The sequence below is a fragment of the Curtobacterium ammoniigenes NBRC 101786 genome (genome assembly GCF_001571045.1).
Taxonomy (GTDB): domain Bacteria; phylum Actinomycetota; class Actinomycetes; order Actinomycetales; family Microbacteriaceae; genus Curtobacterium; species Curtobacterium ammoniigenes.
Genome location: NZ_BCSV01000001.1, coordinates 278,897 through 297,626, shown reverse-complemented (window position 1 = coordinate 297,626; position 18,730 = coordinate 278,897). Strand labels below are relative to the sequence as shown.

The following is an 18,730-nucleotide window of genomic DNA, read 5'->3' as shown; positions in this document are numbered from 1 at the left end:
GGGATCAGCCTTTCGCGGGGCGGCGGTAGAAGGGGAGTTCGGTGACGGTGCTGGGGAGACGAGTGCCTCGAACGTCGATGTGGAGGTTGTGTCCGATCTCGGCAGAAGCCGGGTCGACATAGGCCATCGCGATCGGATGTCCGAGCGTCGGCGAGAGCGCGCCGGAGGTGACAACGCCGACTTCGCGATCGCCGTCGAACACGCCGTACCCGGCGCGAGCAGCCCGCTTCCCGTCGAGGCGAAGGCCTACGAGTACGGGAGCTTCTTCGGCGGGCACAACCCCGGGCCTCCCGACGAATTCCGTGTCCATCGCGACGACGCGGCCGAGGCCCGCCTGAGCCGGACGGCGGGTGCGGTCGAGCTCGTGCCCGTAGAGCGGCATGCCCGCCTCGAGCCGGAGCGTGTCGCGGGCTGCGAGACCAGCCGGGACGACCCCACGGTCGGCTCCCGCATCGAGCAGCGCGTCCCAGATCGACTCGATCACGGCCGGGTCCGCGTAGAGCTCGAAGCCGTCCTCGCCGGTGTATCCGGTCCGAGCGATGAGGATCTCGGCTCCGTCGAACCGCGCGTGGGTCGCCCGGTAGTAGCGGAGCGCGTCGAGCGATTCCTCGGGTTGGAGGCGATCGGAGACCACCAGCGCATCGAGCGTCCCAGCCGCCGCCGGCCCCTGAATCGCGACGAGGGCGACCGAGTCGGAGTCGTCGGTGACGTGAACATCGAAGCCGGTCGCGCGCTGCTGCAACGCATCGGCGACGACCGCGCGGTTGGCGGCGTTGGCGACGACAAGGTATTCGTGCTCGGCCGTGCGATAGACGACGAGGTCGTCGACGATTCCGCCATCCTCGGCCAGAAGCAGCGAGTACTTCGCCCGGCCGATCGGCATCGCACTGAATGCGCCGGCGAGCGCCGCGGTGAGGTATTCCGCGGCCTGCGGCCCCTCCACGCCGATCTCGGCCATGTGCGACAAATCGAACACGCCCGCGGCCTGCCGCACCGCGTGGTGCTCGGCAAGATCAGACGTGTAGCGCACGGGCATCTGCCAGCCGGCGAAATCCGTGAAGGACGCACCGGCGCGCACATGCGCCTCATGCAGGGGCGACGTACGCGCGGACGCGGTCGGATCGGTCATAGCGGAGTGCTCCTCAGGCAACGCGGATGTCCGGCGATGCCGGATGCGAGAGACTCCCCCTCTGTCATGGGCCTGAGAGTTTCACCGCGGATGGAGCGTGCGATTTTCACCGTGGGCGAGGACGTCTGGGCGTCCTGCTTTTCAGAGTGGCCTGGCCCTCGCGGTCGTTCGACCTGAGAGATTGTCGGGGGGATTGCTCCTTCGGTGCCCGTCGCGTTCGACGGACTCTCCCGCGGGGGATGAACGGCCCGATATTCACGTGTCAGCAGGATCATAACGGCAACCGCCGACGGACAGGGGCCGCGGGCTACCCTGGATCGACAGCAACCTGCGAAGGGGAACCGTGCAGCCGCTCACCGAGACCGATATCCGCGGAGCATTTATCAACGCGACGGCGGATGAACTGGAACAGATGACGATCCCCGGTCTGCACGAGACCATCTGGAACGACCGGGAATATCTCGGGTGGCGCGACCCCCAGGCCGCTCGCCGCGGCTACATCGTGCTCTGGATGGACGACCGGCCCGTCGGCATCGTGCTGCGCGCGGCCGGAGGATCGCTTCGGCCCGGAATCGCGGCGATGTGCTCCTTCTGCCATTCACCGCAACCCGCGACGCAGGTCCGGCTGTTCTCTGCTGCTCGCGCGGGTGACGCTGGGCGGAACGGGAACACCATCGGCTCCTACATCTGCGAAGACCTCGCCTGCTCGATCTTGATTCGCGTGGCGCCTCCGCACCTCAACCCGCCGTCGACGATCGCCACGCGTGGTCAACAACTGCTCGAGCGCGCGCAGAACTTCATCACCGACGTCATGAAGACCGCCTGAAAGGATCCGCTATGTCCGTCGTCAAGATCAATGCGATTCACGTTCCCGAGAACGCCGGCCCCGAATTGGAGCGGCGATTCGCGGCCCGGAAGCACACGGTCGACGGTGCGCCGGGCTTCGAAGGGTTCCAGTTGCTCCGGCCCGTGCAGGGCGAATCCCGATACTTCGTCGTGACCACCTGGGCGTCAGAGGAGGCATTCCAAGCGTGGGCCGAGAACGGCGCGAAGGCTGCACACGCGCCCGCCGCGGCGCATTCGTCGGAGGCGCACGACGGCGCCCACGAATCGGCCGACGGTGGTCACCCGCACAACGCCGATACGAGCGACGGCGCCGCGGCCGCCGACCGCCGCCCAGTCGCCACCGGCGCTGACCTTCTCGAGTTCGAGGTCGTCGACCTTTAAGCGGCCGCGCTCAGCCTCGCGCAGGTATCCCAGCGCTCCACCACACCGGCGCCTCCTGTGCGCTGGAGGGGTATGCCGACGCAATCCGGAACACGGCTTCGCGAAGGGTCTCGGGCGAGCAGGCGAGATTGAGGCGGGCGAAACCACGACCCTCCCGACCGAACGTCAGGCCGGAGTTCAGCGCGACGTATGCGTGCTCGCGAATCGGAACGGCCGGATCGTCTCCCAGCCCGATTCCACGGAAATCGAGCCAGGCCAAATATCCCGCGCGAGGGCGGTGGTAGATCACGCCCGGAAGATGCTCCGCCAGCAATCGTGCGAGCAGACGATCGTTTGCCACGATTCGGTCGATCGCATCGTCCAGCCACTCACGGCTCGAGCGATACGCTGCGAGATTGGCATGCAGACCGAGGATGCTTGTCCGGCACGCCACCTCCTCGTTCAGCGAGTCGAGCAGGGCTGCTGTTCTGGCGTCACCGGCGACGATCACGGAGCATTTCACTCCGGCGAGATTCCATCCCTTGCTCGCGGACGTCACGCACACGCTTCGGGCACCAGCCGGCTCGGCTACACGCGCAAACGGCGTGAACACCACACCGGGGTGCGTCAGCGGAGCGTGGATCTCGTCGCTGATGACAAGAACGTCGTATCGCGCCGCAATCGCCGCGAGCCGCTCCAGCGTTTCGCGGTCGTGGACAAGCCCGACCGGGTTGTGCGGATTGCAGAGCAGGAAGACCGAGACGCCGCCCGCAAACGCGCGTTCCAGGCCGTCGAGGTCGAGTGAATACGTGCCCCACTGCTCGGCGAGCGGAACCTCGGCGACCTCGCAGCGGGCCTCATCGATCAGCTCGAAGAAAGGCGGATACACCGGAGGCGTGATTGCAACGCGCCCGCCCTCTGGAAGGGCAATGCGCAGCGTCTCGACGATGCCGACGCTGACATCCGTCGCGAGGTGGATGCGATCCTCCGGAACGATCCACGACCAACGATCGGCGGCGAAGCCGGCGAATGCCGGCGCGAGCGGACCGGGGCCGTCGAGATAGCCGAGATCGGACATCCGCACACGCTCGATGAGCGCCTCCTGGATCTGCGGAGCGACGCCGAAGTCCATCTCTGCGACGAACAATGGGAGAACGTCAGGCGCGTATCGGGTCCATTTGATCGACGTGCGGACACCGCGGAGCGCGCTGACCGGGTCGTCGTCAGATTCCGTCGCGCTCATGGTTCGATGATGATCGCTTCGGAGGCGCAACGCGAGCGAGCGTGAAACGGTGCGTCATGCACATCCCACGCCCCGCGCGTCGGGACGCATCGATCAGTACTCGCCCTTGATGACGAAGAATGAGCCGCGGATCGTGCCCGCGAGCTTCGAGCGCTGCCGTGCGAACTTGAATCGGCTCGCAAGCTCCTCGGGGACCTCCATTCCGTCTGCAAGCTTGAACCCGACCGCTCGCTTTCCCGCGTCGGCGAGCGTGTAGAGCACGTTGATCGAAAGACCCGATTCGTAGAACACGTAGGTCCAGCGAACGCCCTCTACCTCGAACGAGGTCGCTTCCAGTGGCTGTGAGCTGATCGTCAGATCGCGTTCGTCACGCAGAATTCGGGTGACATACGCGATCTCGTCCGCCGCCTCCGCTGCGGGCCGAACGGTGAAGTCGTGGCCGTACTTGTTCTTGAAGTACCGGGCCTCGTTCGCGCGGAGGCCTGCAAGCGCGTCAGCGACCGGGGACGACTCGAGGCCGACGGTCGAGACGGTCACGAAGTCAACGGTGTAGGACATCATTCTCCAAAGGTCGTCGGGCCTGGCCCTCGATTTTGACAGCTTCCTGAACAGTTGGGCGCTGGCAGGTCTACCGTTGCGGGTTCAGCCACCGCTACCGCGGCAACCCGACCGGAAGCAGGGCGCCATGAAATTCGTCACGTATGCAGGGGTCGACCTGCTCGCGGGTGATCTCGCCGCGGACGCCGTGATGAAATACGCGCTCGCGTTGGCGCTCCGTCGACTGTCCGACGTTGTGCGCCTGCCGATCATCGATTTCGATGGGTCCACGACGATCGCCGCCGTGCTGCTCGGGCCATCAATTCCGCTGCTCTCGCGAGAGGCGCCCGCCGACGAACTCGAGCCGGACATCGATCCACTCGTTGCCGACATCGAGTCACGCACGCGAGCGTTGACGAACGGTGGGCGGCCGGACCTGGCGTTCTGACGGACGATCGGCCCTGCCCTGCGTGGAGTCGCGCCTGGTCTGGGCCGCGGTCACGACTCCTCTGGGCCGCTACGCCTGGGAAATGCGGATGGTGTTTCCGGCGGGGTCGCGGAACGCCGCGTCGCGCACTCCCCAGAACTGGTCGGCTGGTTCCTGCAGGACCTCGGCAGATGGTTCAGCCTGGATCTTCTCGAACGTCGCTTCGAGGTCGGTGGAGCGAAGCTGCAACGTCCCCAGCTCGCCCTTCGCGAGCATCGCGGCGAGCGCATCGCCGTCCGCTTGCGATCTGCCTGCATGCGGTTGGCTGAGCACGATTTCGATCTCCGGCTGTGTGCTGGTCACGAGTGTGATCCATCGGAACCCGCCATGGCTCACTTCGTTTCGCACCGCCAATCCGAGCGTGTCGCGGTAAAACGCGAGTGCCGCGTCCGGGTCGTCGACGAGCACGTGGACGCCACTCAATTCGATTGTCATGCGGCGACGGTATACGCGCTTGCTCTGCCGCCGCTTCTCGAAATCTGCTCGATCGGCACGGCGTCGTCGTGGCTCGAGCGGTGGCACGTTGGTTTGTGCGTCGAGACGACCTGGCGTCGGAATCTCAGCTGTGGGGCGCGATTCGGTCGCCACGACGTGGTCGGCCGATCGTCAGGGCACGACAGGCGGGCACGCCCCTCGCTTCATCGTGAGCGCGCGCCCGGTACGCGCTCGGCGTCTCGCCGGTGAGTTCCGTGAATCGCGCAGAGAACGACCCAAGGCTCGCGCATCCGACGGCGAGGCAGACTTCGGTCACCGTCGCGTCGGTGTCACGGAACAGCGTCTGCGCACGCTCGATACGTCGTGTCATCAGGTATGCGTACGGAGTCTCGGAATATGCCTCGCGGAATCGTCGACTGAAGTGCGCCGTCGACATGAATGCACCGCGCGCGAGCGCCGGGACATCCAGCGGCTGTGCGTACTCGCGATCCATACGATCACGCGCACGCCGGAGCCGACGGAGTTCGTCGAGATCCGGCCTGTCGGTCATGGTGAGCATTGTCCTCGCTCCGGCGGTGAGCGCTGCAACAATGGCGCCATGCCACGGAACGCAGACGCGCTCGCTTCCGAGCGGAACATGCTCGACCAGTTCCTCGACAGCCAGCGGAATGCGGTTCTGGCGAAGACCGCCGGGCTGAACAGCGCCCAACTGAATCAGCGGCTCGAGCCGTCGGCGCTGACGCTCGGCGGTCTGCTGTACCACCTCGCGCTCGTCGAAGAGAGCTGGTCGGAGGAACGGTATGCGGGTCTGGAGAGTCGCATTCCTTGGGCCGACGTCGACTGGGAGTCGGATCCGGACTGGGAGTTCCACGCAGCGCACGACCTCGACCCGGAGGCGCTCCGCGATCGATATCGGCTTGCTTGCGAGCGGTCGCGCGCAGTTGCCGCCGACGCATCGCTCGACGACCGCTCGGTCGTTCCCCTGCGCGACGGCACCCATTTCTCGCTCCGCTGGATGCTGCTCCATCTGATTGAAGAAACGGCCCGCCACGCCGGGCATGCCGACTTGATCCGAGAAGCAATCGACGGGAGCGTCGGGGACTGAGGCGGTGAGCTGCCGCTCGAAGCCACACGTTCAGTTGTTGAAGCGGAACTCCACCGCATTGCGACAGATTCGGACGTGACTCACGTCGTCGCGCTTCCGGCATGCGCTTGGTCCAGGTGGCTCCCAAACCATCTGAAGGCGTCATCCCTGGTCGCGCAGGGCGGGCTTTCGACTAGGCATCCGTTGCATAGCGCGTGCCAGCCTTGCGCGTCTCGCCAGGAGTGGGGGTCGCCTGGCCTTACCCAGTCTGGCGACCAACGCACGTCGAAGGCGTAATCAATGCGCGTTGTCACCGCCCACGCGAGCCTAGCTAGCGCTTCCTCGGATACGCCAACCTCGCTCCACACACGCAACTCGTCGAGCACCGCGTCATGTAGCAGTTCCAAATCTCGCGACGCCCACTCAGCCTCGCCATCGAAGCCCTGCCGGTTCTCTTCGCTCACGCCCTCAACTGTGCCCGAAACCCGGTGCGCTAGAAGGAACCTATGAGAACGCCATGTCAACGCGAGAAGCGGAACTCCACCACGTCCCGATGGATTCGGACATGACTACAACGGCTGAATCTCCAACTCGTAGCCGTCGCCCAGTTCCTCTTGGTGCGAAGAGACAACTAACCAGTCCTGCCGCACGTCCGGAAGCCCGAACGCCTCGAACTCGTAAGGCCCCACGCTCACGAGCACTCCCTGGACATCGACAACTGAGCCGACTGACCACCCCGGACCACGACCTTTTACTTCCGTAAGAACACGATAGACACCGGCGTCCACCACGGCTTCGAATAAGTTGTTAGCCCGGTTGTAACGCGCCCACGTAACGACGCCGGTCACGAGCTCGGGCGTCCGTTGCGAGCCCCGGCTTTGATCGTGCGAGTCCACGCGAAGCGCCAGCCGATGCAGCACCGCTCCGACAACCGGCTGCTCAACATCACCGTCAGCAATTATGTAGTCGCTCAGCAACGCATGCAGCAGCGGCCTTGCCGGTTCATCGCTCACGCGCTCAACCATGCACGAGTTCTGAGCTGACCGCACCGGCCCTTCGGAGCGCTACGTCAGTTGTTGAAGCGGAACTCCACCACGTCGCCGTCCTGCATCACGTAGTCCTTGCCTTCGATACGGGCTACACCGCGCGAACGGGCTTCAGCGACAGACCCGGCGGCGACGAGATCGTCGAACGAGATGACCTCTGCCTTGATGAAGCCCTTTTCGAAGTCGGTGTGGATGACACCCGCGGCCTGCGGCGCCTTCCAGCCCTGGTGGATCGTCCAGGCGCGCGATTCCTTTGGCCCCGCAGTGAGGAATGTCTGGAGGCCCAGGGTCGCGAATCCGATCCGCGCCAGCTGGTCGAGCCCCGATTCGGGCTGCCCGGTTGCTTCGAGGAGTTCCTGCGCTTCCTCCGGGGCGAGGTCGATGAGCTCGGACTCGATTTTCGCGTCGAGGAAGACGGCTTGCGCGGGCGCGACGAGATCTGCGAGCGCCTGCTTTCGCGCGACATCGGTGAGGATCGATTCGTCCACGTTGAAGACGAAGATGAACGGCTTCGCGGTGAGCAGACCGAGTTCGCGGATCGGTGTCAGATCGATCGACGTGGCGGACAGGAGGGTTCCGCGTTCCAGGGCGGCACGGGCCTCCCGAGCGGCATCGAGAACAGCGGGTTCGATCTGCTTGAGCTTGACACCCTTTTCGTAGCGCGGGAGCGCCCGGTCGATCGTCTCGATGTCGGCGAGGATCAGTTCTGTGTTGATGACCTCGAGATCGTCTTTCGGTGAAACGGCGCCGGCAACGTGCACGACGTCGTCATCCGTGAACCCGCGCACGACCTGGGCGATCGCGTCGGCCTCGCGGATGTTCGCGAGGAACTTGTTTCCGAGCCCCTCTCCCTCGCTCGCGCCTCTCACGATTCCGGCGATGTCTACGAATGACACCGGAGCGGGCATCACCTTCTCGGAATGAAAGAGGTCGGCCAACACCTGGAGGCGCGGGTCGGGCAGGTTCACAACGCCCACGTTCGGCTCGATGGTCGCGAACGGATAGTTCGCCGCCAGCACCTGGTTCTTCGTCAACGCGTTGAACAGCGTTGACTTGCCGACATTGGGGAGACCGACGATCGCGATGGTGAGAGCCACGAGGGTCAAGCCTAACCGGGCCTGTCTTCAGAGCATCGCTCGCCTCCGGAGACGTCGGCGTGGTCTCGGCGGTGATGTCGGAGCGTCGTGCAAGCATGACGACGTGTCACTGGATTTCACGGCGATCGACTTCGAGACGGCCAACAACTCGAGCGCGAGCGCGTGCTCCGTAGGGCTTGTGAAGGTCCGATCCGGTCGCGTCGTCGACCGCGCCTCCTGGCTGATCCAGCCACCCGCCGGACACGACATCTTCCTGGAATGGAACACGCGCATCCATGGGATCGTCGCCGCCGACGTGATCGGCGCGAAAGGCTGGGCGGAGCAGTACGCGGATCTCGTCGCATTCTGCGGCGACGACATCCTGACGGCGCATAATTCGCGCTTCGACATGGGGGTCATCGCCGGAGGCTGCGCGGTCACGGGTGTTCCGCTCGCCGCACACCGCTCCATGTGCAGCCTCCAGGTCGCCCGGAAGACATATGCGTTGGAGTCATACCGATTGCCGATGGCTGCATCAGCCGCCGGATTCACCGGTTTCCACCACCACGACGCCCTCGCCGACGCAGAGGCGTGCGCGGCCATCATCGTGCACGCCGCCAAGCTCCACGAAGCCGATTCGATGGACCGCCTCAGCGACAGCAGCGCCGTTCAGATCGTCCCGCTGAGCGCTCGGCGTGAGGCTCCTCGCCCCGCTCGCACCGTCGTCTTCGCGGACTGAGAGCCACGCCGCAGGCCTGCCACCTGATGTCGGTGGCCGCTGCCAGGCTCGCCGCATGGACATCCTCGCCCTGGTCATCGGGCTCGTCATCGGCGGCGCCGTCGGCGCGGTCGTCGCGTGGTCGCTCGCACGGTCCAAGGCGGCTGCCGCAACCGCCACCGCCACCGCCACCGCCGCTGCGCTGCAGACGGAACTCGAGCACGCGCGCGCCGATGCCGCCGATCGCCTTGCCGAGCAGGCCGCCCAATTCCGGCAGCACCTCGACTCTGTCGAGTCCCGATCCCGCGAACTCGAGCACATCGTCGAGCGGATGCACGCCGCCGAGACCGCGCGGACGACGAACGACTCGTCCGTGCTCGCCGCACTCAGCCCTGTCGCCCAGTCGCTCGATGTCATGCGGGCGAAGATCGACGATCTCGAACGCTCGCGGGGGGTTCAGTACGGCGCGCTGTCCGAGCAGTTGAAGGCCGCCGCGGCGTCCGAGGAGCGCCTTCGCGCGACCGCCGAGACGCTCGCGAGCGCCCTCTCCGCGAACAGTACGCGGGGCGTGTGGGGCGAGACCCAACTCCGCAACGTGGTCGAGGCGGCCGGTCTCCTCGAGCATGTCGATTTCGATGTGCAGACGACCGTGACGACCGCGAACGGCGCAGCACGACCGGACATGATCGTGCATCTGCCCGGCGGCAAGACGATCGCCGTCGATGCGAAGGTGCCGTTCGCCGCATATCTGGAGGCGGCCTCCATTCCGCCGTCCGCGACCGGCGCTGACGGCGCGAGGCGCGATCAGCTCGTCGCTGCGCACGTCAAAGCGCTGCGCGCCCACATCGACGCGCTCGCGGCGCGCGAGTACTGGACCGCCTACGACGGGTCACCGGAGCTCACCATCGCGTTCATTCCGTCGGAGTCGCTGATTTCGAGCGCGCTCGCCGCCGACCCGGCGCTCCTCGATCACGCGTTCCGTCGGCGAATCGCGCTCGCCTCTCCTGTGACCCTGTGGTCGGTGCTGAAGACCGTCGCCTTCAGTTGGCAGCAGGACGTCGTCACCCAGGAGGCACGGGACCTCTTCCGAGTTGCCCGCGAGCTGTACGGGCGCCTCGGCACGATGGCCGGACACGTCGACAAGCTCGGGCGCGCGATCCGTGGCACGGTCGTCGACTACAACCGATTCGTCGGCTCCTTGGAGCGGCAGGTGCTCCCCTCGGCGCGCCGACTGTCCTTGCTCGACGAGTCGAAGGTGATCGCGGAGCCGACGTCCATCGACGACGAACCGCGGCTCGTCACCGCCCCGGAACTCGTCAGCGCCGTGGAGGAGTCCTAGCGTTCGCGGGCGATCAGAACCACTTCTCGGCGCGGTGGTCCGCCTGGATCCGCCGAACGGTTCCCGATCGGGAGCGCAGAACGATCGAGTCCGTGGTGATGACGCCGCGAGACCGGCGAACGCCGTCGACCAGCACGCCGTCCGTGACGCCGGTGGCGACGAAGAACGTGTTGTCGCCGGTGACGAGGTCATCCTGGTCGAGCACCTTGTCGAGGTCATGACCGGCGTCGATCGCCTTCTGCCGCTCGTCGTCATCCTTCGGCCGCAGTTGCCCGAGGATCACACCACCGAGCGCCTTGATGGCACACGCGGTGATGATGCCTTCCGGCGTGCCACCGACTCCGACACACATGTCGATCTTCGAGTTCGGCAGGGCCGCTGAGATCCCACCGGCGACATCACCGTCGAGGAGGAGACGCGTTCCCGCCCCGGCAGCGCGGATCTCGCGGATGAGCTGCTCGTGCCGCGGACGATCGAGGACGGCGATCTGCATGTCCTCGATGTCTTTGCCCTTGGCTTTGGCGAGCGCGCGGATGTTCTCACCGACCGGCTTGTGCAGGTCGAGCACATCGCGCCCTTCGGGCCCCGCCGCGATCTTGTTCATGTAGAAGACGGCCGACGGGTCGTACATCGAGCCGCGGTCCGACACCGCCATCACGCTGATGGCGTTCTGTCGACCGGCGGCGGTCAGCGATGTCCCGTCGATCGGGTCGACGGCGATGTCGCACGAGGGCCCCTGACCGTTGCCGACATGCTCGCCGTTGTACAGCATCGGGGCGTTGTCCTTCTCGCCCTCACCGATGACGATCACGCCGTCGAAGTTCACCGTGCCGAGGAACTTCCGCATCGCATCCACCGCCGCGCCATCGGCGAGGTTCTTCTCGCCGCGGCCGACCCATGGCTGCGCGCGGATCGCGGCGGCTTCGGTCGCGCGGACGAGCTCGAGCGCGAGGTTGCGGTCGGGCTGCAGGAACAAGGAGCCGGTCTCGGTCGTGATGCTCACGCCAGAACACTATCGGGACGCGTCGCAGCAGGGTCGCGGCGCCGTGCGCACCGGCGAGCGGGCGAAATGCTCGGCGAGCCGCGGAGGCACGCCGGGGATATCGCCCGCTCGCCGAGCGAGACCGCATCCGCCACCCGGAAGTCGCGTGCACCCGCACTGACTACGATCGAGGCGGACAACCGCAACCGTCGCGACCACGCGCGCAGTCGAAGGAGATCGAGGATGCCCATCGCAACGCCGGAGCAGTACGCCGAGATGATCGACCGAGCGAAGGCGGGCAAGTTCGCCTACCCCGCGTTCAACGTCTCGTCGTCGCAGACGATCAACGCGGTCCTCCAAGGCCTCACCGAGGCCGGGTCGGACGGGATCATCCAGGTCACGACCGGCGGGGCCGACTACTTCGCCGGACACACGGTGAAGAACCGGGCGAGCGGTGCGCTCGCTATGGCGAAGTTCGCCCACGAGGTCGCCAAGAACTACCCGGTGACGGTCGCGCTGCACACCGACCACTGCCCGAAGGACGCCCTTGAGTCGTTCGTCCTCCCGCTCATCGAAGCGAGCGAGGACGAGGTCCGCGAAGGCCGAAACCCGATCTTCCAGTCGCACATGTGGGACGGCTCGGCTGTCCCGCTCGACGAGAACATCGAGATCGCGAAGACGATGATCGACAAGACCCGTGCGATCAACGCCATTCTCGAGGTCGAGATCGGCGTCGTAGGCGGTGAAGAGGACGGCGTCAAGCACGAGGGCACCAATGACGCGCTCTACACGACGGCCGGCGATGTGGAGAAAGCAGTCGCTGCGCTCGGCCTCGGCGACCGTGGCCGGTGGATCGCCGCACTCACGTTCGGCAATGTGCACGGCGTGTACAAGCCCGGCAACGTGAAGCTGCGTCCTGAGCTGCTCGGCGAGATTCAGGCCGAGATTGCGAAGAACCACGGGACCGGCGAGAACCCGCTGGATCTCGTGTTCCACGGCGGTTCGGGATCGACCGACGACGAGATCAAAGAGGCTGTGCGCAACGGTGTCATCAAGATGAACATCGACACCGACACGCAGTACGCATTCACGCGATCGATCGCCGATTGGATGTTCCGGAACTACGAGGGCGTGCTCAAGGTCGACGGAGAGGTCGGCAACAAGAAGCAGTACGACCCGCGCAGCTGGGGCAAGACCGCGGAGACCGCGATGGCGGCGCGCGTGCTCGAAGCCACGAAGGTGCTCGGCTCCGCCGGTCAATCGCAGAGCTGAACCGCTCCTCCACCAGCACGATCCTGCTTCGGCCCCGCACAGTCCGCTCCCGGACGGCGGGGCCGCTGCATGTGCGTGCCACGATGGACAGGTGAGCCGCACTGACACGATCGTTTCCGACTTCTCCGACTTCGTTCTGGAGGCACCGACCGCCTTCCACGCAGCCGCGGCGGTTCGCGACACGCTCGCCTCGAGCGGGTTCCGCGTGCTGAGTGAGCTCGACGACTGGCCGACCGAGCCGGGCCGGTACGTGGTGGTCCGAGATGGCGCGGTCGTCGCCTGGCGGATTCCGGAGGGCGCTTCGTCAACGACTCCGTTCCGGATCATCGGGGCTCACACGGACTCGCCGGGCTTTCGGTTGAAGCCGAACCCGTCCATGCGCAGCGTGGGGTGGGAGCAGCTCTCAGTGGAGGTGTACGGGGGCCCGATCCTCTCGACATGGTTCGACCGCGATCTCCGCATCGCCGGTCGCGTCGTCGACGCCGATGGCGGCGAGCGCCTCGTCGCCACCGGCGCGGTCGCCCGCATCGCGAACCTCGCGATCCACTTGGATCGCGGTGCGAATGACAGCAACGGCATCGATCGTCAACGCCACCTGATCCCGATCGTGGCGACGGACAACAGCGAGCGGGAGGCCGGAGCATGGTTGGCAGACATTGTTGGCCGTTCCGCCGTCTCCTGGGACCTCTCGCTCGCCGACTCGCAGAGGCCGTGCCGGGTGGGCGCATATGACGAGTTCCTCGCCGCAACTCGAATGGACAACCTGACGAGCGTCCACGCGGGGCTGCACGCATTGCTCCATGCAGAGCCGTCCACGTCGCACATCCCGATCCTCGCCGCGTTCGATCACGAGGAGATCGGGTCCGCCACGCCGTCCGGGGCGCAAGGCCCGATGCTCGAGGAGATTCTGCAGCGGATTCAGTCCGGGCTCGGCGCGTCCGCATCAGACATGGCGCGGGCACGTCGCGCGTCGTGGATGGTGTCGAGCGACGCTGGGCACCTGGTTCATCCGAACTACGCAGAGAAGCACGACCCGACGAATCAACCACGGCCCGGCGGCGGACCACTGCTGAAGATCAGCGCGAACCAGCGATACGTGACGGGCGCGCCCGGCGCTGCCCTCTGGGAGAGCGTCTGCCGTCGAGCAGGGATCGCGTACCAGAGCTTCGTCAACCACAACGGAGTTCCCGGAGGCTCGACAATCGGTCCGCTGGCATCGACACGTCTCGGCATCCCGACGGTCGACGTCGGCGTCGGACTGCTCTCGATGCACTCGATCCGCGAACTCGTCCACATTGACGACCTCGCGGCACTGCACGCCGCGCTCCGCGCGTTCCTCGACTGACTTCGGATCGGACGGCGAACAACCCTCGCTCAGCTTGGGCTGTGCGAGGCGAACCACGCCGCGAATGCCGGATCGTGCAGAGCCACCGCGAAGTAGACAATGCCCGACGCGATCGTGACGAGCGCTCCCCCGGCAAGCGGGATCCACATCGCGCGGCGACGCGCGCGGATTCGTCGGATCGACCACCAGAGCGCGACAACATACACGGCCGCCTGACCGACGCCGCACCAAGCCGCGGCAACCACGAGGGCTTCGGGATGGGCGAGCGCCACATACTGCGCCGCGAGCGTCTGCGCGACACTCGCGGCCGCGCCCGAGACGTCCGCGAGTTGCTGGATGACCGACGTAAGACCGATTCCGAGCAGCACCGCGGTCAGGAGCACGTCCGCCCTCGACGAGCGACGCCCCACGGCGCCTCGCGACCCGCGACCATCCGAACTCGGAAGACCAGCCTTGCTTCCGGAGGTCTCATCGGACGCATTCCAGCCCCGAGGACGCGGCCGCGCGCCTCCCGCTGAGTCCAGCTGCGATCGATCAGCGGATGCCTGCGGGAGAGACGGCGCCTCGTCGGCGAGAAACGGACTCACCCATCCCTCGGGCGCGTATTCGCCATACTGCGGGGCCGGTCGACCGACCGGTCGCCCGTCCGCCGACATCGGCACTGCGCTCGTCACCGGCGACGTCGGCCCTTCGTCCGTGGGATGACGATCGGTGGCCGCATGGAGCGCCGCCACCGACGGAACCGCGCCCCAACCGTCGGGAATCGTCGAACTGGCTCCGCGACGATCCTCAGTGTCGTCTGCGCGCTCGATCACCGGTTCCGACCGCCGAGCGGGCGAGTCGGTTGGCCAGAAGCATCCACGCGGAGCTCCTTCGGCAACGAGAACATGAGGTCCTCGTGCGCCGTCACGACCTCGTCGACTGCGCCGTATCCCGCGTCCTCCAGCTGCTCGAGGACCTCCCGGACGAGCACCTCAGGCACGGAGGCACCGCTCGTCACACCGACGGTCGTCACCCCTGAGAACCACGACTGCTCGATCTCCGACGCGTAGTCCACCCGGTGCGCCGCCTTGGCCCCGTGCTCCAACGCAACCTCGACGAGCCGCACGCTGTTCGAGGAGTTCGCTGAACCGACCACGATCACGAGATCGCTCTGCGGCGCGATCTTCTTGACTGCGACCTGACGATTCTGGGTCGCATAACAGATGTCGTCGGATGGCGGATCTTCAATGGCCGGGAACTTCTCCCGGAGCAGCCGGACCGTCTCCATCGTCTCGTCGACGCTCAACGTGGTCTGCGAGAGCCAGACGAGGTTCTCCGGGTCGGGAACTTGGAGGTCGGCCACAGCCTCCGGACCGTTGACGAGGATCGTACGGTCGGGTGCATGGCCCATCGTGCCCTCGACCTCCTCATGACCGGCGTGGCCGATGAGGATGATCGTCCGATCGGCACGCGCGAATCGGGTCGCCTCGCGGTGCACTTTGGTCACCAGAGGACATGTCGCATCGATCGCGTGCAAGCCACGAGCGGCAGCGCCGTCGACGACGGAGGGAGCGACACCGTGGGCGCTGAACACCACGTGCGCACCTTCCGGCACTTCGTCGACATCGTCGACGAACACCGCGCCACGCTGCTCGAGCGTCGAAACGACATGCACGTTGTGCACGATCTGCTTCCGCACGTAGACCGGCTCGCCGTACTGCTCAAGCGCCTTCTCAACCGCGACGACTGCGCGGTCCACGCCCGCGCAGTAGCCGCGCGGCGCGGCCAGCAACACCCGCTTCATCCCGTCGACAGGCTCGTCACGGAGCCGTCCCCGAGGGGCCGGCGTGCGCGGAGGCGCCAGTTGCACGGTCCGTCCGTTGGTGATCGTCACCCGTCGATGATAGGTGAGCGGCATCCGTGCGGTCTGGGCGCACAGAGACGGTCGCGTGCGGACCTGTCGGAGGCGCAGGTCAAGATGGACGCATGGCCATCGACCAGGGACCCCCGACCGCCGACAACCCGTGGCCGGTCGCGCTGCTCGGCCAGAAGCTCCGCGACTGGATCGAGCGCCTTGGCGTGGCCTGGGTCGAGGGCGAGATCACCCAGTGGAACGTCGCCGGGGGAAACGTGTACGGCAAGCTCAAAGACCTCGAGGTCGACGCCACAGTTTCATTCTCGATCTGGTCGAGCGTGCGTGCACGCGTGCCGAACGATCTGAAGCAGGGCGACCGGGTCGTCGCGGCCGTGAAACCGAATTATTGGCTCAAGGGCGGCACGCTCACCATGCAGGTCGTGGAGATGAAGCACGTCGGCCTGGGCGACCTGCTCGAGCGCCTGGAGCGGCTGCGCGCAACACTCGCCGCCGAAGGCCTGTTCGACGCATCGCGAAAGCGACCCCTCCCGTTCCTGCCGAACCGGATCGGTCTGATCACCGGCAAGGATTCGGACGCGGAAAAGGACGTCCACCGAAACGCGCAGCTGCGATGGCCGCAGGTGGCGTTCCGAACGGTGCACACAGCCGTGCAGGGTGACCGGACTCCTACGGAAGTCGCGGCGGCTATCGCCATGCTCGACGCAGACCCGGAGGTCGACGTCATCATCGTCGCTCGCGGAGGGGGCGATTTTCAGAACCTGCTCGGATTCAGCGATGAGTTGGTCGTCCGGGCGGCGGCAGTCGCGACGACCCCCATTGTCTCCGCGATCGGACACGAGGCCGACCGCCCACTGCTTGACGAGGTCGCGGACCTCCGGGCGTCGACGCCGACCGATGCGGCGAAACGCGTCGTTCCGGACGTCGCGGAAGAGCTCGCGATGGTGCAGCAGGTGCGCGGCCGCATCGGCCTCCGGCTGTCGCACACGCTCAGCGTCGAGGCAGACCGGTTGTCGGCGCTCCGGTCGCGCCCGGCACTTGCCTCGTCGAGCTGGTTGGTGGACAGCCGGGCAGAAGAGGTCGCTCGCGACCTCGGCCGGTCGCGGGAGCTGCTCGACCGTCGTCTCGAGCGTGCCCATGCCGAGACCGGACACCTCGTGGGTCGCCTCCGCGCCCTCTCACCGCGGGACACACTGCGTCGCGGCTACGCGATCGTGCAGCGCGGCGATGGACGCGTCGTGCGAGCCGCCGCGGACGTCCGTGTGCCAACCGAGGTGCGCGTCTTCCTCGGCGAGGGGACAGCCAGCGGCACGATCGAGGCCGAGTTGGCAGAAGCGGACGCGACCACGTCGGCGTCTCCACAGGACGCTCAGCCAGCACCCGAACGTCCGACGACCCCTCGGTAGAATCGTGACCGTGCCAACCGACGAAACCGCGAACATCGCTGACCTCAGCTACGAGGCCGCGCGCGACCAGCTCGTGCGGGTGGTCGCCGAGCTCGAACAGGGGTCGGCCACCCTTGAGCGCTCGCTCGAGCTGTGGGAACGGGGCGAGGCACTCGCCGATCGCTGCGAACAGTGGCTGCTCGGAGCCCGCGCCCGGTTAGACGCGGCACGGAATTCCGCACCGGACGGGGCCGCCCAATGACCGATCAGAACGGCCGCCCGATCGTCGCCGAGCTCGGCCGCGCGGAAACCGACGAAGAGGCGTTCGAGCGCAAATCGAGCGCGCGCGCGCTGCGTCGCCAGCATCAGACCGCGATCAACCTGATCCTGTCACTCGTCGCCTCGCTGGGGATCGTACTGGCACTGGTCGCCGTCGTCGGCCGCCCGTCCATGAACACGTCGCAGCAGCACGTGGACTACCGGAAGATCGCTGCGCAAGCCGCCCTGCCGGGTGTCACCCTCGCCGCGCCTGATCTTCCCAACACGTACTGGTCGAATCGCGCCGACTACGCCGACAAGACCGCGGACGGCGTGAACGTCTGGACGGTCGGCCTGATCACGCCGGACAACCAATACATCGGAATCCATCAGGGCTTCCACGCGAATCCGAGTTGGGTGTCTCAGCAGTTGAACCAGGCGACCCGAACAGGAACCCGCACAATCGCCGGGACGAAATGGACCGTGTACGACCAGCGATCGCAGGGCTCCGCCGCCGGTAATCTCGCCTACGCGCTCGTTGCGCCGTTCGGCGACAGTACCGTGATCCTCGCGGGCACAGCCGACGACCACTCGTTCACGCAGGTCGCCTCGGCTGTCGCTGCGCAGCTTGGCGGAAGCTAACCCCTCCCTCTGCCCGCATTCGATCGACAGGAGCATCATGCCCACCCCGCTCTCGCCATCCGAAGCCCTCAAGCGTGTCGTCGACGGCAATAGGTCGGCTCTCGCCGCCGGCGCAGCGAACGACCGGGTGACCGCGCCGATGCAGCCCGAGCGCATCGAGTCGCTCGCCACGGGTCAGAGTCCGTTCGCAGCGGTCCTCGCGTGCGCGGACAGCCGAGTCGCGCCGGAACTCATTCTCAACGCCTCGCTCGGCGAGCTCTTCACCATCCGCAACGCCGGACAGATCGCCGACGAGATGGCCCTCGGCTCGCTGGAGTACGCCGTTGCAGAGCTCGGCGTTCCGCTCGTGCTCGTCATCCGGCACACCGGCTGCGGTGCGGTTCGTGCGGCAGTTGCGGGCGGCGAGATCTCAGCACGCCACATCCGATCCGTCATCGAGGCGATCTCGTCCTCCGTGCCTGCCGACGGCGGCTCCGCCGACGCTGAGCACGTCGGCCGCACCCACCTCGAAGCGACACTGCGGACCATCCTCGACCAGTCCGACGTCGTCGCCGAAGCGCTCGCGGCAGGTCGACTCGCCATCGCGGGTGCCACCTACGACCTCGCCAGCGGATCGCTGACGATCGACACCGTGGTCGGCGATCGCTGATCCGACACCACCCCGACGCATCACCCCGAGGAAGGACCACGA

22 protein-coding genes and 2 riboswitches are annotated in these 18,730 nt (G+C 66.6%); of the genes, 12 read left to right on the top strand and 10 right to left on the bottom strand.

Features of this window, described 5'->3' with window-relative positions:
- Nucleotides 1–4: 4 nt before the first annotated feature.
- Entirely contained in the window at nt 5–1,129 is a 1,125-nt protein-coding gene (gene gcvT, locus CAM01S_RS01345) for a glycine cleavage system aminomethyltransferase GcvT (protein WP_066515095.1), read from the bottom strand.
- A 54-nt stretch (nt 1,130–1,183) separates the two neighbouring features.
- A riboswitch (glycine riboswitch) is annotated at nt 1,184–1,279 on the bottom strand.
- A 1-nt stretch (nt 1,280) separates the two neighbouring features.
- A riboswitch (glycine riboswitch) is annotated at nt 1,281–1,372 on the bottom strand.
- Nucleotides 1,373–1,472: 100 nt separating this feature from the next.
- On the opposite strand from gcvT, the gene CAM01S_RS01340 reads away from it, so the two are divergent.
- A complete protein-coding gene (locus CAM01S_RS01340) occupies nt 1,473–1,955 on the top strand; it encodes an FBP domain-containing protein (RefSeq protein ID WP_066515094.1) in 483 nt (160 codons plus the stop codon).
- An 11-nt stretch (nt 1,956–1,966) separates the two neighbouring features.
- A complete protein-coding gene (locus CAM01S_RS01335) occupies nt 1,967–2,356 on the top strand; it encodes an antibiotic biosynthesis monooxygenase family protein (protein ID WP_066515089.1) in 390 nt (129 codons plus the stop codon).
- Between the two features lie 10 nt (nt 2,357–2,366).
- On the opposite strand, the gene CAM01S_RS01330 is transcribed toward CAM01S_RS01335, so the two are convergent.
- Together CAM01S_RS01330 and CAM01S_RS01325 are read right to left on the bottom strand one after the other, a co-directional pair.
- The gene (locus tag CAM01S_RS01330) at nt 2,367–3,578 is read right to left on the bottom strand and encodes a MalY/PatB family protein (protein ID WP_066515085.1); all 1,212 of its coding nucleotides are present in this window, start codon (nt 3,576–3,578) and stop codon (nt 2,367–2,369) included.
- Between the two features lie 93 nt (nt 3,579–3,671).
- Nucleotides 3,672–4,136, bottom strand: a complete 465-nt coding sequence (locus CAM01S_RS01325) for a DUF8821 family protein (RefSeq protein ID WP_066516655.1) — start codon at nt 4,134–4,136, stop codon at nt 3,672–3,674.
- Nucleotides 4,137–4,263: 127 nt separating this feature from the next.
- Here CAM01S_RS01325 and CAM01S_RS01320 point away from each other — a divergent pair, with 127 nt between their 5' ends.
- Entirely contained in the window at nt 4,264–4,563 is a 300-nt protein-coding gene (locus CAM01S_RS01320; protein ID WP_066515083.1) for a hypothetical protein, read from the top strand.
- A 69-nt stretch (nt 4,564–4,632) separates the two neighbouring features.
- On the opposite strand, the gene CAM01S_RS01315 is transcribed toward CAM01S_RS01320, so the two are convergent.
- Together CAM01S_RS01315 and CAM01S_RS01310 are read right to left on the bottom strand one after the other, a co-directional pair.
- Nucleotides 4,633–5,037, bottom strand: coding sequence for a VOC family protein (locus tag CAM01S_RS01315; RefSeq protein ID WP_066516653.1), 405 nt, complete (start codon nt 5,035–5,037; stop codon nt 4,633–4,635).
- Between the two features lie 124 nt (nt 5,038–5,161).
- Nucleotides 5,162–5,587: a helix-turn-helix transcriptional regulator gene (locus CAM01S_RS01310; protein ID WP_157071336.1), complete on the bottom strand. Its 426-nt coding sequence runs from the start codon at nt 5,585–5,587 to the stop codon at nt 5,162–5,164.
- A 48-nt stretch (nt 5,588–5,635) separates the two neighbouring features.
- Here CAM01S_RS01310 and CAM01S_RS01305 point away from each other — a divergent pair, with 48 nt between their 5' ends.
- Nucleotides 5,636–6,142, top strand: a complete 507-nt coding sequence (locus tag CAM01S_RS01305; protein ID WP_066515073.1) for a DinB family protein — start codon at nt 5,636–5,638, stop codon at nt 6,140–6,142.
- Between the two features lie 548 nt (nt 6,143–6,690).
- Here the strand turns inward: CAM01S_RS01305 and CAM01S_RS14490 are convergent.
- Nucleotides 6,691–7,134 carry a hypothetical protein gene (locus CAM01S_RS14490; protein ID WP_157071335.1) on the bottom strand — a complete coding sequence of 148 codons (444 nt, stop codon included), beginning with the start codon at nt 7,132–7,134 and terminating at the stop codon, nt 6,691–6,693.
- A 56-nt stretch (nt 7,135–7,190) separates the two neighbouring features.
- Nucleotides 7,191–8,264, bottom strand: coding sequence for a redox-regulated ATPase YchF (gene ychF, locus CAM01S_RS01300; RefSeq protein ID WP_066515071.1), 1,074 nt, complete (start codon nt 8,262–8,264; stop codon nt 7,191–7,193).
- Nucleotides 8,265–8,367: 103 nt separating this feature from the next.
- Here ychF and CAM01S_RS01295 point away from each other — a divergent pair, with 103 nt between their 5' ends.
- Together CAM01S_RS01295 and CAM01S_RS01290 are read left to right on the top strand one after the other, a co-directional pair.
- On the top strand, nt 8,368–8,982 hold the full coding sequence (locus CAM01S_RS01295) for an exonuclease domain-containing protein (protein ID WP_066515065.1): 615 nt from the start codon (nt 8,368–8,370) through the stop codon (nt 8,980–8,982).
- A 55-nt stretch (nt 8,983–9,037) separates the two neighbouring features.
- The gene (locus CAM01S_RS01290) at nt 9,038–10,300 is read left to right on the top strand and encodes a DNA recombination protein RmuC (RefSeq protein ID WP_066515056.1); all 1,263 of its coding nucleotides are present in this window, start codon (nt 9,038–9,040) and stop codon (nt 10,298–10,300) included.
- 13 nt (nt 10,301–10,313) lie between these two features.
- On the opposite strand, the gene glpX is transcribed toward CAM01S_RS01290, so the two are convergent.
- Nucleotides 10,314–11,297: a class II fructose-bisphosphatase gene (glpX, locus tag CAM01S_RS01285; protein WP_066516650.1), complete on the bottom strand. Its 984-nt coding sequence runs from the start codon at nt 11,295–11,297 to the stop codon at nt 10,314–10,316.
- 228 nt (nt 11,298–11,525) lie between these two features.
- Between glpX and fbaA the strand changes: the two genes are divergently transcribed.
- Together fbaA and CAM01S_RS01275 are read left to right on the top strand one after the other, a co-directional pair.
- The gene (fbaA, locus tag CAM01S_RS01280) at nt 11,526–12,554 is read left to right on the top strand and encodes a class II fructose-bisphosphate aldolase (RefSeq protein ID WP_066515048.1); all 1,029 of its coding nucleotides are present in this window, start codon (nt 11,526–11,528) and stop codon (nt 12,552–12,554) included.
- 91 nt (nt 12,555–12,645) lie between these two features.
- Nucleotides 12,646–13,899 carry a M18 family aminopeptidase gene (locus CAM01S_RS01275; protein WP_066515042.1) on the top strand — a complete coding sequence of 418 codons (1,254 nt, stop codon included), beginning with the start codon at nt 12,646–12,648 and terminating at the stop codon, nt 13,897–13,899.
- A 29-nt stretch (nt 13,900–13,928) separates the two neighbouring features.
- Here the strand turns inward: CAM01S_RS01275 and CAM01S_RS15015 are convergent, their stop codons facing one another.
- A complete protein-coding gene (locus tag CAM01S_RS15015) occupies nt 13,929–14,555 on the bottom strand; it encodes a DUF6264 family protein (protein WP_245631521.1) in 627 nt (208 codons plus the stop codon).
- A gap of 155 nt (nt 14,556–14,710) precedes the next feature.
- A complete protein-coding gene (locus tag CAM01S_RS01265) occupies nt 14,711–15,775 on the bottom strand; it encodes a 4-hydroxy-3-methylbut-2-enyl diphosphate reductase (RefSeq protein ID WP_373277677.1) in 1,065 nt (354 codons plus the stop codon).
- Between the two features lie 92 nt (nt 15,776–15,867).
- Here CAM01S_RS01265 and xseA point away from each other — a divergent pair, with 92 nt between their 5' ends.
- The 4 genes from xseA to CAM01S_RS01245 are packed head-to-tail and all read left to right on the top strand — an operon-like array spanning nt 15,868 to nt 18,688.
- Entirely contained in the window at nt 15,868–17,160 is a 1,293-nt protein-coding gene (gene xseA, locus CAM01S_RS01260; protein WP_066515032.1) for an exodeoxyribonuclease VII large subunit, read from the top strand.
- 10 nt (nt 17,161–17,170) lie between these two features.
- Nucleotides 17,171–17,401, top strand: a complete 231-nt coding sequence (locus tag CAM01S_RS01255) for an exodeoxyribonuclease VII small subunit (RefSeq protein WP_066516646.1) — start codon at nt 17,171–17,173, stop codon at nt 17,399–17,401.
- Nucleotides 17,398–18,039 (top strand): DUF4245 domain-containing protein, encoded by a 642-nt coding sequence (locus tag CAM01S_RS01250; protein WP_066515030.1) that lies wholly within the window; start codon nt 17,398–17,400, stop codon nt 18,037–18,039. The genes CAM01S_RS01255 and CAM01S_RS01250 overlap by 4 nt, the downstream gene beginning before the upstream one ends.
- 37 nt (nt 18,040–18,076) lie before the next feature.
- Entirely contained in the window at nt 18,077–18,688 is a 612-nt protein-coding gene (locus CAM01S_RS01245) for a carbonic anhydrase (RefSeq protein ID WP_066515028.1), read from the top strand.
- The last annotated feature ends 42 nt before the right edge of the window (nt 18,689–18,730 follow it).

Coding starts and splice junctions, on each gene's coding strand:
- gcvT (WP_066515095.1), bottom strand. CDS start 1,129: ATGACCGATCCGACCGCGTCCGCGCGTACGTCGCCCCTGCATGAGGCG.
- CAM01S_RS01335 (WP_066515089.1), top strand. CDS start 1,967: ATGTCCGTCGTCAAGATCAATGCGATTCACGTTCCCGAGAACGCCGGC.
- CAM01S_RS01330 (WP_066515085.1), bottom strand. CDS start 3,578: ATGAGCGCGACGGAATCTGACGACGACCCGGTCAGCGCGCTCCGCGGT.
- CAM01S_RS01325 (WP_066516655.1), bottom strand. CDS start 4,136: ATGTCCTACACCGTTGACTTCGTGACCGTCTCGACCGTCGGCCTCGAG.
- CAM01S_RS01320 (WP_066515083.1), top strand. CDS start 4,264: ATGAAATTCGTCACGTATGCAGGGGTCGACCTGCTCGCGGGTGATCTC.
- CAM01S_RS01315 (WP_066516653.1), bottom strand. CDS start 5,037: ATGACAATCGAATTGAGTGGCGTCCACGTGCTCGTCGACGACCCGGAC.
- CAM01S_RS01310 (WP_157071336.1), bottom strand. CDS start 5,587: ATGACCGACAGGCCGGATCTCGACGAACTCCGTCGGCTCCGGCGTGCG.
- CAM01S_RS01305 (WP_066515073.1), top strand. CDS start 5,636: ATGCCACGGAACGCAGACGCGCTCGCTTCCGAGCGGAACATGCTCGAC.
- CAM01S_RS01290 (WP_066515056.1), top strand. CDS start 9,038: ATGGACATCCTCGCCCTGGTCATCGGGCTCGTCATCGGCGGCGCCGTC.
- fbaA (WP_066515048.1), top strand. CDS start 11,526: ATGCCCATCGCAACGCCGGAGCAGTACGCCGAGATGATCGACCGAGCG.
- CAM01S_RS15015 (WP_245631521.1), bottom strand. CDS start 14,555: ATGTCGGCGGACGGGCGACCGGTCGGTCGACCGGCCCCGCAGTATGGC.
- xseA (WP_066515032.1), top strand. CDS start 15,868: ATGGCCATCGACCAGGGACCCCCGACCGCCGACAACCCGTGGCCGGTC.
- CAM01S_RS01250 (WP_066515030.1), top strand. CDS start 17,398: ATGACCGATCAGAACGGCCGCCCGATCGTCGCCGAGCTCGGCCGCGCG.
- CAM01S_RS01245 (WP_066515028.1), top strand. CDS start 18,077: ATGCCCACCCCGCTCTCGCCATCCGAAGCCCTCAAGCGTGTCGTCGAC.